Source organism: Modestobacter muralis (genome assembly GCF_010682105.1).
GTDB classification, from domain to species: domain Bacteria; phylum Actinomycetota; class Actinomycetes; order Mycobacteriales; family Geodermatophilaceae; genus Modestobacter; species Modestobacter muralis.
In genome coordinates this window covers 64,587-77,786 of the sequence record NZ_JAAGWH010000013.1, presented here as the reverse complement: position 1 = coordinate 77,786, position 13,200 = coordinate 64,587, and the positions used below count along the sequence as shown (strand labels likewise).

Sequence of the window (13,200 nt, the reverse complement as noted above, 5' to 3'; positions counted from 1 at the left end):
GGTGCCGGTACCCTGGCGCCCGTGCCAGTCGTGGTCGTCGACGTCGTCCTGAAGCCAGAGATCTCCGATCCGCAGGGGCAGGCCGTGCTCGGCGCCCTGGGCCGGCTCGGTCACTCCGGTGTCCGCAGTGTCCGCCAGGGCAAGCACTTCGTGCTGGAGGTGGACGGCACCCCCGACGCCGCGGAGCTCCGCGAGATCGCCGAGACGCTGCTGGCCAACCCCGTCATCGAAGACGTCGAACTGCACCTCCCGACTGACTGAGGACTGATCGTGCGCATCGGTGTCATCACCTTCCCGGGCTCCCTGGACGACGTCGACGCCGCACGCGCGGTGCGGCTCGCCGGCGGTGAGCCCGTCTCCCTCTGGCACGGCGACCACGACCTGAAGGACGTCGACGCCGTGGTCCTGCCCGGCGGCTTCTCCTACGGCGACTACCTGCGGGCCGGCGCCATCGCCGCCCGCTCGCCGCTGATGGCCGACGTGGTGGCCGCGGCCGGCACCGGCCTGCCGGTGCTGGGCATCTGCAACGGCTTCCAGGTGCTGTGCGAGGCCGGGCTGCTGCCCGGGGCGCTGACCCGCAACAGCCACCTGCACTTCCGCAACCGCGACCAGGGGCTGCGCGTCGAGCGCGCCGACACCGCCTGGACGTCGTCGTTCACGCCGGGCCAGGAGATCGTCGTCCCGGTGAAGAACGGCGAGGGCCGCTACGTCGCCGCCGACGCCGACCTCGACCGGCTCGAGGGCGAGGGCCGCGTGGTCGTCCGCTACGTCGGGGGCAACCCCAACGGCAGCTCCCGCGACATCGCCGGGGTGACCAGTGCCGACGGCCGGGTGGTCGGCCTGATGCCGCACCCCGAGCACGCGGTCGAGAGCCTCACCGGCCCCAGCACCGACGGCCTGGGCTTCTTCACGTCCGTGCTGACCTCGCTGGTCGGGTCCCGATGACGACGGGTGAGCGAGCATCGCAGGGAGCGCCAGCGACCGAGGAGCGGAACGATCCCGGAGTCGAGCAGAGTGATCGCGTGACCGCCGACGTGACGTCGACCCCGCACGCCGCCGACGGCCCGGCCGACGCCGCCGTCCGGTCGATGCCCGACCTGGACACCGTCGACCGCGCCGGGCAGTCGCCGGACACGGCTCAGCCCTTCGCCGAGCTCGGGCTCAAGGACGACGAGTACGCCTCGATCAAGGACATCCTCGGCCGCCGGCCGACCACCGCCGAGCTGGCCATGTACTCGGTCATGTGGAGCGAGCACTGCTCCTACAAGTCCTCCAAGGTGCACCTGCGCCGGTTCGGTGACCTGCCCAAGAGCGACGCGCTGCTGGTCGGCATGGGCGAGAACGCCGGCGTGGTCGACGTCGGCGAGGGCTACGCGGTCACCTTCAAGGTCGAGTCGCACAACCACCCCAGCTACATCGAGCCCTACCAGGGCGCGGCCACCGGGGTCGGCGGCATCGTCCGCGACATCCTCACCATGGGCGCCCGCCCGATCGCCGTCATGGACTCGCTGCGCTTCGGCGCGGCCGACGCCCCCGACACCGCCCGGGTGCTGCCCGGCGTGGTCGCCGGCGTGGGCGGCTACGGCAACTGCCTCGGCCTGCCCAACATCGGCGGCGAGCTGCTCTTCGACCCCACCTACGCCGGCAACCCGTTGGTCAACGCCCTGTGCGTGGGCGTCATGCGGCACGAGGACCTGCAGCTGGCCAAGGCCGAGGGCACCGGCAACAAGGTCGTGCTGTTCGGTGCCCGCACCGGCGGCGACGGCATCGGCGGGGTCTCGGTGCTGGCGAGTGAGACCTTCGACGCCGAGGGCCCGGCCAAGCGCCCGGCCGTGCAGGTCGGTGACCCGTTCACCGAGAAGCTGCTGATCGAGGCGTGCCTGGAGGTCTTCGCGGCCGGCCTGGTCACCGGCATCCAGGACCTGGGCGGCGCCGGCATCTCCTGCGCCACCAGCGAGCTGGCCGCCGCCGGCTCCGGCGGCATGCGCATCGATCTCGACGCCGTCCCGCTGCGCGACTCCACGCTCACCCCCGCCGAGATCCTGATGAGCGAGTCGCAGGAGCGGATGTGCGCGGTCGTCGAACCGGACAAGGTCGAGGCGTTCCTGGCCGTCTGCGCCAAGTGGGACGTGCTGGCCACCGTCATCGGTGAGGTCACCGACGGCGACCGGCTCACCATCGACTGGCACGGCGAGCGGATCGTCGACGTCCCGCCGCGCACCGTGGCCCTGGAGGGCCCGCGCTACGACCGGCCGATGGCCCGCCCCGCCGACCTGGACGCCCTGCAGGCCGACGCCCCGCCGTCGTCCTCGGCCGACCTGCGCGCCGACTGGCTGGCGCTGGTGTCCAGCCCGGACGGTGCGGACAAGTCCTGGGTGACCGAGCAGTACGACCGCTACGTGCGCGGCAACACCGTGCTGGCCCAGCCCGAGGACGCCGGCGTGCTGCGGGTCGACGAGTCCAGCAACCTGGGCATCGCCCTCGCGCTGGACGGCAACGCCCGCTTCGCCCGGCTGGACCCCTACACCGGCGCCCAGCTGAACCTGGCCGAGGCCTACCGCAACGTGGCCGTCTCCGGGGCCGTCCCGCTGGCGGTCACCAACTGCCTCAACTTCGGCTCCCCGGAGAACCCCGAGGTCATGTGGCAGTTCGCCGAGGCCGTCCGCGGCCTGGCCGACGGCTGCCGCGAGCTGGGCCTGCCGGTCACCGGCGGCAACGTGAGCCTCTACAACCAGACCGGCGACGTGGCGATCAACCCGACGCCGGTGATCGGCGTCCTGGGCGTGCACGCCGACGTGCGCCGCCGGGTGCCCACCGGCTGGCGGGCCGCCGACGAGACCGTGCTGCTGCTCGGGGAGACCCGGCCGGAGTTCGGTGGCTCGGCGTGGGCCGCGGTCGTCCACGGGCACCTGGGCGGGCTGCCGCCCCGGCTGGACCTGGCCGCCGAGCGCACCCTGGCCCAGCTGCTGGCCCGGTTCGCCACCGAGGGCCTGGTCAGCTCCGCCCACGACCTGGCCGACGGTGGCCTGGCCCAGGCAGTGACCGAGTCCGCGCTGCGGTACGGCACCGGCGCGGCGCTCCGCGTCGAGGGCGACCCGACGGCTGCGCTGTTCGCCGAGTCCGGCGCCCGCGTCGTCGTCACCACCGCCGACCCGGCCGCGGTGCGCGCCGCGGCGGCGGAGGCCGGCGTCCCGGTCACCGAGCTCGGGACGACGGGCGGCGACGCCCTGGTGGTCGAGGGCCTGCTGGAGCTGCCGCTGGACGAGCTGCGCACGGCCTGGACGGGCACCCTGCCCGCCCTGTTCGGCAGCCCGGAGCTGGTCGTGGGCGCCGTCCCGGCGGGCACCGTCCCGAGCAGCTGATGGCCGGGCTGGCGCCCATCTCGGCCGAGGAGCTGCGCGCCGTCCTGGCGCCGGTGGCCGGGTGGCTGGCGGGGGAGTCCGAACAGCCGCCCCGCCCGGTGCTGGGCGCGGCGGTGAAGACCTCGGCCCGCTGGCTGGCCCAGCAGGTGCCCGGGCGCTCGGTGGAGCTGCGCGTGCCGCCGTTCGTGGCGGTGCAGTGCGTGCCGGGACCCCGGCACACCCGCGGGACACCGCCCAACGTCATCGAGACCGACGCCGCGACCTGGCTGCGGCTGGCCACCGGGGCGCTGAGCTGGGCGGAGTCGGTCGCCGCGGGCAGGGTCGTCGCGAGCGGCAACCGGGCCGACCTCTCGGCGCACCTGCCGCTGCCCCCGCTGCGCCACGCCTGAGCCCCGGCGGTCGCGCGCCGCCGCCGTCGTCCGTCGTCCGTGATCTGTGGTCCTGGCTCACCGTGCGTGCTCCTGGCTCACGTCGTGCGGTGAGCCAGGAGCACGCACGATCAGGTGACCTGATCCCGGCCGCAGCAGGACGCCCCGCAGACGCAGAACGCCCCGCCTGCTCGGTGAGCAGGCGGGGCGTCCGGTGTGCGGTGGATCAGAACAGCTGGCTGGCCGTCTTCACCGTCTGGTACAGGCCGTAGGCGAGGGGAGCGCCCACGAGGGCCCAGGCGAAGGCGATCAGGCCCACCGGGGTGTGCGTGGTCCCGCGCTGGGGCTCGTTGCTGACCGAGGTGCTCATCGCGTGACGCTCGCTTCCGTGGTGGAGGGGGAGGTGAAGGCGTCGACAGCGGCCTTCGGCTCGTGGAACTTGCTGGCCACGGGGCGGATCAGCAGGTTGGCCACGAAGCCGACGGCGAGCACGCCGACCATGATGAACAGCGCCGGGCGGTAGTCAGCAGCCTCGAGCTCGCCGACCTTGCCCCGCGAGTCCAGGATGCCGTTGACGATCAGCGGGCCGGCGACACCGGCGGCGGCCCACGCGGTCAGCAGCCGGCCGTGGATGGCGCCGACCTGGTAGGTGCCGAAGAGGTCGCGCAGGTAGGCCGGGACGGTGGCGAAGCCACCGCCGTAAAAGCTGATGATCAGCGCGGCGAGGACGACGAACAGCCAGGTGGCGCTGTTGCCGACGGTGGCCAGCAGGACGTAGAGCACCAGGCCCACACCCAGGTAGACCATGTAGATGCCCTTGCGGCCGACGTAGTCCGACGTGGACGACCAGACGAACCGGCCACCCATGTTGAACAGCGACAGCAGGCCGACGAACCCCGCGGCGGCCGTGACGGCGACGGTGGAGCTGCCGCCCTCGCGGAAGAAGTCCTGGATCATGCCGCTGGCCTGCTCGAGGATGCCGATGCCGGCGGTCACGTTGCAGAACAGCACGACCCACAGCAGCCAGAACTGCGGGGTCTTGATGGCGTTGGCGGCCGACACGCTGTCGGTGGTGATCATCGGCTTGGCCTTGATCGACGCCGGGTCGAAGCCCGCGGGCTTCCAGTCGGCGGCGGGCACGCGGATGATGAAGGCGCCGAAGAGCATGAAGACCAGGTAGACGAGGCCCAGCGTCAGGAACAGCTTGGCGACCGCGTCACCGCTGGCGACGTTGGCGCCGACGCCGGAGGGGACGTAGTTCGGGTCGTACCAGCTCATGAGCTGACGCGACAGCGGGGACGCGATGAGCGCACCGCCACCGAAGCCCATGATCGCCATGCCGGTGGCCAGGCCCGGACGGTCCGGGAACCACTTGATCAGCGTGGACACCGGCGAGATGTAGCCGATGCCCAGGCCGATGCCGCCGATGACGCCGTAGCCCAGGTAGAGCAGCCACAGCTGGTCGGTGGCGATGCCCAGCGAGCCGACCAGGAAGCCGGTCGACCAGAAGACGGCCGAGACGAACATCGCGGCGCGGGGGCCGTTGCGGTCCACCCAGGTGCCGAAGAGCGCGGCCGAGAGGCCGAGCATCACGATGGCGAGAGAGAAGATGTACCCGATGTTCTTCAGGTTCGACTCGAAGTTCGCGACCAGGGCGGCCTTGTAGACGCTGGTCGCGTAGGCCTGACCGATGCACAGGTGCACGGCGAGCGCCGCCGGTGGGATGAGCCACCGGTTGAAGCCAGGGCGCGCGATGATGCGCTCCCGGGCCAGGAAGCTGGGTACTGCCACGGAGACCTCCGAGGTGACGTGACGGCGCGGCCGGGCGGACGAGCCAGCCGCGTGAGTCACATCCTGTGAGCTGCATCGCGACCGGTGGGACGGTACGACCCCGTGCGCAGCTCGGCGCGCCGACCCCGCTCATCCTGGTGACGCCGAGACCAATTCGTTGCACAGGGCAGCGGTGTGGCCGCTTGGAGTACAGGAAGCGGCCGGTCTGCCGATGTACCTAGGCTGGCCCCATGCCGTACGAGGTCAAGGGCGTCGTCGCCCTCAGCAAGGGCGCTCCCGTCACCATCGAGACGATCATCGTCCCCGACCCCGGGCCGGGTGAGGCCGTCGTGGACGTGCAGGCCTGCGGGGTCTGTCACACCGACCTGCACTACCGGGAGGGCGGGATCAACGACGAGTTCCCCTTCCTGCTCGGGCACGAGGCGGCCGGGATCGTCTCCGCGGTCGGCGAGGGCGTCACCGACGTGGCCGTCGGGGACTTCGTCGTCCTGAACTGGCGGGCGGTGTGCGGCGAGTGCCGGGCCTGCCGCAAGGGCCAGCCGCAGTACTGCTTCGACACCCACAACGCCGCGCAGAAGATGACGCTGGCCGACGGGACCGAGCTCAGCCCGGCGCTGGGCATCGGGGCCTTCGCCGAGAAGACCCTCGTGCACTCCGGTCAGTGCACGAAGGTCGACCCCCAGGCGCCGGCGACGGCGGCCGGGCTGCTCGGCTGCGGCGTCATGGCCGGAGTGGGTGCCGCCATCAACACCGGTGCCGTGCAGCGCGGGGAGAGCGTCGCCGTCTTCGGCTGCGGCGGGGTCGGCGACGCCGCGATCGCCGGTGCCGCGCTGGCCGGCGCGACCACGATCATCGCCGTCGACATCGACGACCGGAAGCTGCAGTGGGCCAAGGACGTTGGCGCCACGCACACCGTCAACTCGAAGGAGAACGACCCGGTGGAGGCGATCAAGGCCCTCACCGGCGGGTTCGGGGCCGACGTCACCATTGACGCCGTCGGCCACCCGGCGGTGTACGAGCAGGCCTTCTACTCCCGTGACCTGGCCGGCCGCGTCGTCCTGGTCGGCGTGCCGCGGCCGGACATGGAGATCACCCTGCCGCTGCTGGAGGTCTTCGGCCGCGGTGGGTCGCTGAAGTCCTCCTGGTACGGCGACTGCCTGCCCAGCCGGGACTTCCCGATGCTGGTCGACCTCTACCTGCAGGGCCGCTTCCCGCTGGAGGCGTTCGTCTCCGAGACGATCGCCCTGGACCAGGTGGAGGCCGCGTTCGACAAGATGCACAAGGGCGAGGTCCTCCGCAGCGTGGTCGTCTTCTGATGACGGCCCGCATCGAGAAGGCCGTCGTCAGCGGGGTGTTCAGCCTCGACGGGCAGGACTTCGACGTCGACAACAACGTCTGGCTGGTCGGCGACGACGACGAGGTGGTCGTCATCGACGCCCCGCACCGGGCCGAGCCGATCGTCGAGGCCATCGGTGGCCGGCGGGTCAAGGCGATCCTGCTGACCCACGGGCACAACGACCACGTCACCGCCGCGGTCGACCTGCGCGAGGCCACCGACGCCCCCGTCTGGCTGCACCCGGCCGACACGATGCTCTGGCGGATGGTCCACCCGGTGGCGCTGCCGGACGGCGAGCTGGCCGACCTGATGCGGTTCACGGTGGCCGGCACGACGCTGACCGCGCTGCACACCCCGGGCCACTCGCCGGGCAGCACCAGCCTGCACGCCGCCGACCTGGGGGCCGTCTTCACCGGCGACACCCTGTTCTGCGGCGGCCCGGGGGCCACCGGCCGCTCGTTCAGCGACCACCCGACGATCCTGGCCTCGATCCGGGCGCGGCTGCTGACCCTGCACGGCGACACCGTCGTTCACACCGGGCACGGCGACGACACGACCGTCACGGCAGAGACCGGGAACGTCGCCTGACGGAACCGGGGGGCGGGAGTGACCACTCCCGCTCCCCAGGGGTGGCGCGGCGTGGTCGCCCGACCACGGAAGCGCAGGTCGGGCAGGGGATCCGGCACGTGACCGTCCTCCCCGGGTGAGAACTCCCACCCGGGGGAGGACCTGCGAGCCGGTACGCTCAGCAGGTGCCCCGCGGTGATGGACGGCTGACGCACGACCTCGACCCCCAGGACCCCGGCCCGCAGGACGCCTGCGGTGTCTTCGGCGTCTGGGCACCCGGCGAGGAGGTCTCGAAGCTCACCTACTTCGGCCTCTACGCCCTCCAGCACCGCGGTCAGGAGGCGGCCGGCATCGCGGTGTCCGACGGCTCCTCCGTCGTGGTCTACAAGGACCTCGGCCTGGTCAGTCAGGTGTTCGACGAGCCGACGCTGGGCAGCCTGCGCGGCCACATCGCCGTCGGCCACACCCGCTACTCCACGACCGGCGCCTCCACGTGGGAGAACGCCCAGCCCACGTTCCGCACCACGGGTGCCGGGACAGGGCTGGCGCTCTGTCACAACGGCAACCTGGTCAACACCGCCGAGCTGGCCAGCGCGGCCGCCGACGAGGGCGTGAGCGGGGCGTTCGCCGCGACCACCGACTCCGACCTGATCACCTCGCTGATCGCCGCCAAGCCCGACATGTCGGTCGAGGCGGCCGCGATGGAGGTGCTGCCCCGGCTGCGGGGCGCGTTCAGCCTGACGTTCATGGACGAGCACACGCTCTACGCCGCCCGTGACCCGCAGGGCGTGCGCCCGCTGGTGCTGGGCCGGCTCGAGCGCGGCTGGGTCGTGGCCAGCGAGACCGCCGCCCTGGACATCTGCGGCGCCTCCTACGTCCGCGAGGTCGAGCCCGGTGAGCTGATCGCGATCGACGAGGACGGGCTGCGCAGCCAGCACTTCGCGCACAGCCAGCCCAAGGGCTGCGTCTTCGAGTACGTGTACCTCGCCCGCCCCGACACCACGATCTCCGGCCGCGGCGTGCACGCCGCCCGCGTCGAGATCGGCCGCCGGCTGGCCAAGGAGCACCCGGCCGAGGCCGACCTGGTCATCCCGGTGCCGGAGTCGGGCACCCCGGCCGCCGTCGGCTACGCCGAGGCCTCGGGCATCCCCTACGGGCTCGGCCTGGTCAAGAACTCCTACGTCGGGCGCACGTTCATCCAGCCCAGCCAGACGATCCGGCAGCTGGGCATCCGGCTCAAGCTCAACCCGCTGCGCGACGTCATCCGCGGCAAGCGCCTCGTCGTCGTCGACGACTCGATCGTGCGCGGCAACACCCAGCGCGCCCTGGTGCGGATGCTGCGCGAGGCCGGCGCCGTCGAGGTGCACGTGCGCATCTCCTCCCCGCCGGTGAAGTGGCCGTGCTTCTACGGGATCGACTTCGCCAGCCGGGCCGAGCTGGTCGCCAACGGCCTGGACGTTGACGGCGTGCGCGCCTCGATCAACGCCGACTCGCTGGCCTACGTCTCCGAGCAGGGCCTGATCGCCGCCACCGAGCAGCCGGCCAACCGGCTGTGCACCGCGTGCTTCACCGGTGAGTACCCCATCCCGCTGGCCGAGCCCACGGTGCTGGGCAAGCACGTCCTGGAGGGCATCGGCCGCCGCGCGCTCAGTGACGAGGCGGCCGCCGTCACCGGCTGGACCGGGCGCCAGGCCGGCAGCCCGACCGTCCCCGGTGGCGCCGACGACGCCCTCAGCCGTCCCTGACCCGCAGGAGCCCTACGACGTGAGCACGCAGCAGGACCGGTCCGGCGAGTTCACCTACGCCGCCTCCGGGGTCGACATCGACGCCGGCGAGCGCGCGGTGACCCTCATGCGGTCGGCGGTCGAGCGCACCAACCGCCCCGAGGTCGTCGGCGGGCTCGGCGGCTTCGCCGGCCTCTTCCGGCTGGACGTCGCGAGGTACCGCAGCCCGCTGCTGGCCTCCTCGACAGACGGCGTCGGCACCAAGATCGCCCTGGCCCGGGCGTTGGACCGGCACGACACGGTCGGCATCGACCTGGTCGCGATGGTCGTCGACGACCTGGTGGCCTGCGGTGCCGAGCCGCTGTTCCTGCAGGACTACGTGGCCTGCGGGCGGGTGGTCCCCGAGCGGATCGCCGCGATCGTCACCGGCATCGCCACCGGCTGCACCCTGGCCGGTGCGGCCCTGGTGGGCGGGGAGACCGCCGAGCACGGCGACCTGATGGGCGCCGACGACTACGACCTGGCCGCGACGGCCGTGGGCGTCGTGGAGGAGGACTCCGTGCTGGGGCCCGAGCGGGTCCGGGACGGCGACGTCGTGATCGCGATGGCCTCCTCCGGGTTCCACTCCAACGGCTACTCGCTGGTGCGCCGGGTCGTCGACCGCGCGGGACTGGACCTCACCGGGACGCCGGCCGGACTGGACCGCCCGCTGGGCGACGTCCTGCTCGAGCCCACCCGGATCTACGCCCTGGACTGCTTGGCCCTGGTCGCCGAGCTCGGCGTGTCGGGCGTGCACGCCTTCGCCCACATCACCGGCGGCGGGCTGGCCGGCAACACCGTGCGCGTGGTGCCCGACGGGCTGGAGGCCGTGCTCGACCGCAGCACCTGGGCACTGCCGGCCGCCGTCTCGCTGATGGAGTCCCACGGCGTGCCCCGCGCGGAGTCCGAGCGGGCCTTCAACTGCGGGGTGGGCATGGTCGCTGCGGTCGCGCCGGACCAGGCCGACGCGGCCCTGGCCCTGCTGGCCGACCGTGGGGTGCCCGCCTGGGTCGCCGGCACGCTGTCGGCGTCCGACGGTGCCGCCTCGGCCCGGCTGGTCGGCTCCTACCGCTGACGGAGGACCCCCTCGCCTCGCCCCGTGTCTGCGGGGCCTGAGGCCGGGCATGCCGAGGAGCCCCGGCACCAGTGGTGTCGGGGCTCCTCGACGTGACCGGCCGGAGCCGGCGGTGAGCACGCGAGAACACCGCTGCACCCGGGAGGGGCAGCGGTGTCGCGGTGGGACGTGTGTCGACCTCGGGGTCAACGACCGGTGGCAGCCCAGTCGTCGTCCTCGTCGTCCCCCAGCCAGGTGGCCGGGGGCTCGTCCTCGTCGTCGTCGTCCTTCGGCGCACGGGTCGGGAACGACGACGGCTGTCCAGCGAGTTCGCGCTGGAGTGCCGTCAGATCGGTGTTGGGTGAGCTGTACTTGAGCTCACGGGCCACGCGTGTCTGCTTGGCCTTCGCTCGGCCGCGCCCCATGGCTCGACCCCCTCGTGACGGAGTGCGGGTCGTCGTCCAGCACTGGGCTGGACGGCCCGTGTGGCGACCCCGACTGAGTGACTGTGTCCTGGGGGCAGCTTACGACACGGATCGGTCACGGGCACGCGTCCCCTCCCCCGAGCCCCCTCTGCAGGGGGTGTTCCGTGACCGTCGTCTCACGAACGACGGGCCTCGAGGTGCCTAGTGGGGGAGTCGGATGGTCGCGAGCCGGCCCACCGAGCGCATCCGTTCCTCGGCCAGCCGGTCGGCGGCCACCGCGGGGGAGACGCCCTCGGCGTCGGCGGTGGCGAAGACGTGCCGGGCGATGTCGAAGATCGTCGCCGTCCGCGCCTCGGCGCGGGCGAAGGAGAACCCGTGCCGCTCGTCCTCGACCTGGATCACCCCACCGGCGTTCACCAGGTAGTCGGGTGCGTAGAGGACCCCGCGCTCCCGCAGCAGCTCGGCGCTCCCCGCGTGCGGCAGCTGGTTGTTCGCCCCGCCACAGACGATCTGGGCCGGCAGGACGGCGACGGTCTCGTCGTCCAGGGCGCCACCGAGCGCGCAGGGGGCGTAGACGTCGTGCGGGGTGCGCACCAGGGCCGCGGTGTCGGCGACGGCGGTCACGCCGGGGTGGCGGGCCAGCACGCGGTCGACGGCGGCCCGGTCGACGTCGGTCACCACTGCGGACGCGCCGTCGGCCACGACCAGGTCGACCAGGTGCGAGCCGACCTTGCCCACGCCGGCCACGGCGACGGTGCGGCCGGCCAGCGACGAGGAGCCCCAGTGGTGCAGTGCCGCGGCCCGCATGCCCTGGAAGACCCCGGCGGCGGTGAGCACCGAGGAGTCGCCGCACCCGCCGAAGGCCTCCGACCGGCCGTGCGCGAACCGGGTCTCCCGGGCCACGACGTCCAGGTCGGCGTTGTAGGTGCCCACGTCGCAGGCGGTGAGGTAGCGCCCGCCCAGGCTCTCCACGAACCGGCCGTAGGCGCGCAGCAGCGCCTCGGTCTTGTCGGTGCGCGGGTCGCCGATGATGACGCCCTTGCCCCCGCCCAGGTCGAGCCCGGCGAGGCTGTTCTTGTAGGCCATCGCCCTCGACAGGGCCAGCGCGTCGGTCACCGCCGCCTCCTCGGAGGCGTAGGGGAAGAAGCGCGTCCCGCCCAGCGCCGGCCCGAGCGCGGTGGAGTAGATCGCGATCACCGCGCGCAGCCCCGACCCCGGGTCGGAGCAGAAGACGACCTGTTCGTGCCCTGAGCCCATCACGTCCACCCGGCCAGCGTAGGTGGCGCGTTCGAGGTCCCTGGTGTGCCCGCAGGAGGGCGGCGGCGGGGTGTCCGGTGGCGACGCGCTGGTCGGGTCGGGGAGTCCGTGCCACGATCGCGCGGCGCGCCGGGCATGATCAGGGGCTGACGACAGGCGTCGGCGCACGCCGGTGCCGCACACTTCCCCCGTCGTGGCCCTGGTCGGGGTCGTCGCGGGAGGGCACCAGCGGGGCAGCGTTGCGCCGCCACACAGGAGGACAGGCACATCATGGCTCGACGCAAGCGGCTGCTGGCACTCACCCTCGCGACACCCCTGGTGCTCCTGGGCTGCTCCACCGAGAACTCCGGCGGCGAGAGCGAGACCACCGCAGCAGCCCCGAGCGGCGGGGGCGGCGGCGCCGCGGACGGCGACCTGCAGTTCGCCGTCGTCACCCACGGCTCGGCCGGGGACGCCTTCTGGGACGTGGTGCAGAAGGGCGCGCTGAAGGCCGGTGACGACCTCGGCGTCGGAGTCGACTACCAGAGCGACGGCGACCCGCAGCGGCAGTCCCAGCTCATCGAGGCCGCGGTCAACGAGGACGTGGACGGGATCGTGGTCTCGATGGCCAACCCCGACGCGCTGGAGGACTCGCTGGCCGCGGCGCGCACCGCCGGCATCCCCGTGGTCACGATCAACTCCGGCGCCGACCGGTCCGTCGAGTTCGGCGCGATCGGCCACGTCGGCCAGGACGAGACGATCGCCGGTCAGGGCGCCGGGCAGCGGCTGGCCGCCGAGGGGCGCAAGAACGTCCTCTGCGTCGTCCACGAGGCGGGCAACATCGGCCTCGAGCAGCGCTGCGACGGCGCCTCGCAGGGCCTGGGCACCGACGTCCGGCTGCTCCAGGTCGACATCAACGACCTGCAGGGCGCGCAGTCGACGATCACCTCGCAGCTGCAGGCCGACCCCTCGATCGACGCCGTCCTGACGCTGAACTCCGCCGTCGCCCCGATCGCCGCCTCGGCCGCCTCCGACGCCGGGTCCACCGCCGAGATCGCCACCTTCGACCTCAACGGCGACGTCATCGCCGCGATCCAGGCCGGCACGGTCTCCTTCGCCGTCGACCAGCAGCAGTACGAGCAGGGCTACCTGCCGATCGTGATGCTCAAGCTCTACGCGGAGAACCTCAACACCGTCGGCGGCGGCCGGGCGGTGCTCACCGGCCCGGGGATCGTCGACGCCGAGAACGTCGACACGATCGCCGACCTGGCCTCGGCGGGCACCCGCTGAGCGCCACC

The 13,200-nt window shown here is 72.9% G+C and carries 13 protein-coding genes; 9 read left to right on the top strand and 4 right to left on the bottom strand.

What is annotated here, in order from left to right:
• The first annotated feature begins 21 nt into the window (after window positions 1-21).
• The 4 genes from purS to GCU67_RS04450 all read left to right on the top strand — a co-directional run bounded on the left by purS (window position 22) and on the right by GCU67_RS04450 (window position 3,751).
• Entirely contained in the window at window positions 22-261 is a 240-nt protein-coding gene (gene purS, locus GCU67_RS04465) for a phosphoribosylformylglycinamidine synthase subunit PurS (RefSeq protein WP_163609878.1), read from the top strand.
• A 9-nt stretch (window positions 262-270) separates the two neighbouring features.
• Window positions 271-945 (top strand): phosphoribosylformylglycinamidine synthase subunit PurQ, encoded by a 675-nt coding sequence (gene purQ, locus GCU67_RS04460; RefSeq protein ID WP_338104763.1) that lies wholly within the window; start codon window positions 271-273, stop codon window positions 943-945.
• 77 nt (window positions 946-1,022) lie between these two features.
• Window positions 1,023-3,362: a phosphoribosylformylglycinamidine synthase subunit PurL gene (gene purL, locus GCU67_RS04455; RefSeq protein WP_338104762.1), complete on the top strand. Its 2,340-nt coding sequence runs from the start codon at window positions 1,023-1,025 to the stop codon at window positions 3,360-3,362.
• Window positions 3,362-3,751 carry a sterol carrier family protein gene (locus GCU67_RS04450; RefSeq protein ID WP_211660762.1) on the top strand — a complete coding sequence of 130 codons (390 nt, stop codon included), beginning with the start codon at window positions 3,362-3,364 and terminating at the stop codon, window positions 3,749-3,751. The genes purL and GCU67_RS04450 overlap by 1 nt, the downstream gene beginning before the upstream one ends.
• A 205-nt stretch (window positions 3,752-3,956) precedes the next feature.
• On the opposite strand, the gene GCU67_RS21120 is transcribed toward GCU67_RS04450, so the two are convergent.
• Window positions 3,957-4,100, bottom strand: coding sequence for an MFS transporter small subunit (locus GCU67_RS21120; protein WP_170311006.1), 144 nt, complete (start codon window positions 4,098-4,100; stop codon window positions 3,957-3,959).
• Window positions 4,097-5,521 (bottom strand): MFS transporter, encoded by a 1,425-nt coding sequence (locus GCU67_RS04445; RefSeq protein WP_163609877.1) that lies wholly within the window; start codon window positions 5,519-5,521, stop codon window positions 4,097-4,099. The genes GCU67_RS21120 and GCU67_RS04445 overlap by 4 nt, the downstream gene beginning before the upstream one ends.
• A gap of 230 nt (window positions 5,522-5,751) precedes the next feature.
• Between GCU67_RS04445 and GCU67_RS04440 the strand changes: the two genes are divergently transcribed.
• The 4 genes from GCU67_RS04440 (at window position 5,752) to purM (ending at window position 10,262) form a co-directional block, all read left to right on the top strand.
• Window positions 5,752-6,837 (top strand): S-(hydroxymethyl)mycothiol dehydrogenase, encoded by a 1,086-nt coding sequence (locus GCU67_RS04440; protein WP_163609876.1) that lies wholly within the window; start codon window positions 5,752-5,754, stop codon window positions 6,835-6,837.
• Window positions 6,837-7,445: an MBL fold metallo-hydrolase gene (locus GCU67_RS04435; RefSeq protein ID WP_163609875.1), complete on the top strand. Its 609-nt coding sequence runs from the start codon at window positions 6,837-6,839 to the stop codon at window positions 7,443-7,445. Before GCU67_RS04440 ends, GCU67_RS04435 begins: the two co-directional genes overlap by 1 nt.
• Window positions 7,446-7,609: 164 nt before the next feature.
• Window positions 7,610-9,169 (top strand): amidophosphoribosyltransferase, encoded by a 1,560-nt coding sequence (purF, locus tag GCU67_RS04430; protein ID WP_163609874.1) that lies wholly within the window; start codon window positions 7,610-7,612, stop codon window positions 9,167-9,169.
• Window positions 9,170-9,188: 19 nt separating this feature from the next.
• Entirely contained in the window at window positions 9,189-10,262 is a 1,074-nt protein-coding gene (gene purM, locus GCU67_RS04425; protein WP_163609873.1) for a phosphoribosylformylglycinamidine cyclo-ligase, read from the top strand.
• 185 nt (window positions 10,263-10,447) lie between these two features.
• On the opposite strand, the gene GCU67_RS04420 is transcribed toward purM, so the two are convergent.
• Window positions 10,448-10,666, bottom strand: a complete 219-nt coding sequence (locus GCU67_RS04420; protein ID WP_163609872.1) for a DUF3073 domain-containing protein — start codon at window positions 10,664-10,666, stop codon at window positions 10,448-10,450.
• A 201-nt stretch (window positions 10,667-10,867) separates the two neighbouring features.
• Window positions 10,868-11,923, bottom strand: coding sequence for a Glu/Leu/Phe/Val family dehydrogenase (locus GCU67_RS04415; protein WP_163610334.1), 1,056 nt, complete (start codon window positions 11,921-11,923; stop codon window positions 10,868-10,870).
• 270 nt (window positions 11,924-12,193) lie between these two features.
• Between GCU67_RS04415 and GCU67_RS04410 the strand changes: the two genes are divergently transcribed.
• Window positions 12,194-13,192, top strand: coding sequence for a sugar ABC transporter substrate-binding protein (locus GCU67_RS04410; protein ID WP_163609871.1), 999 nt, complete (start codon window positions 12,194-12,196; stop codon window positions 13,190-13,192).
• Window positions 13,193-13,200: the final 8 nt, after the last annotated feature.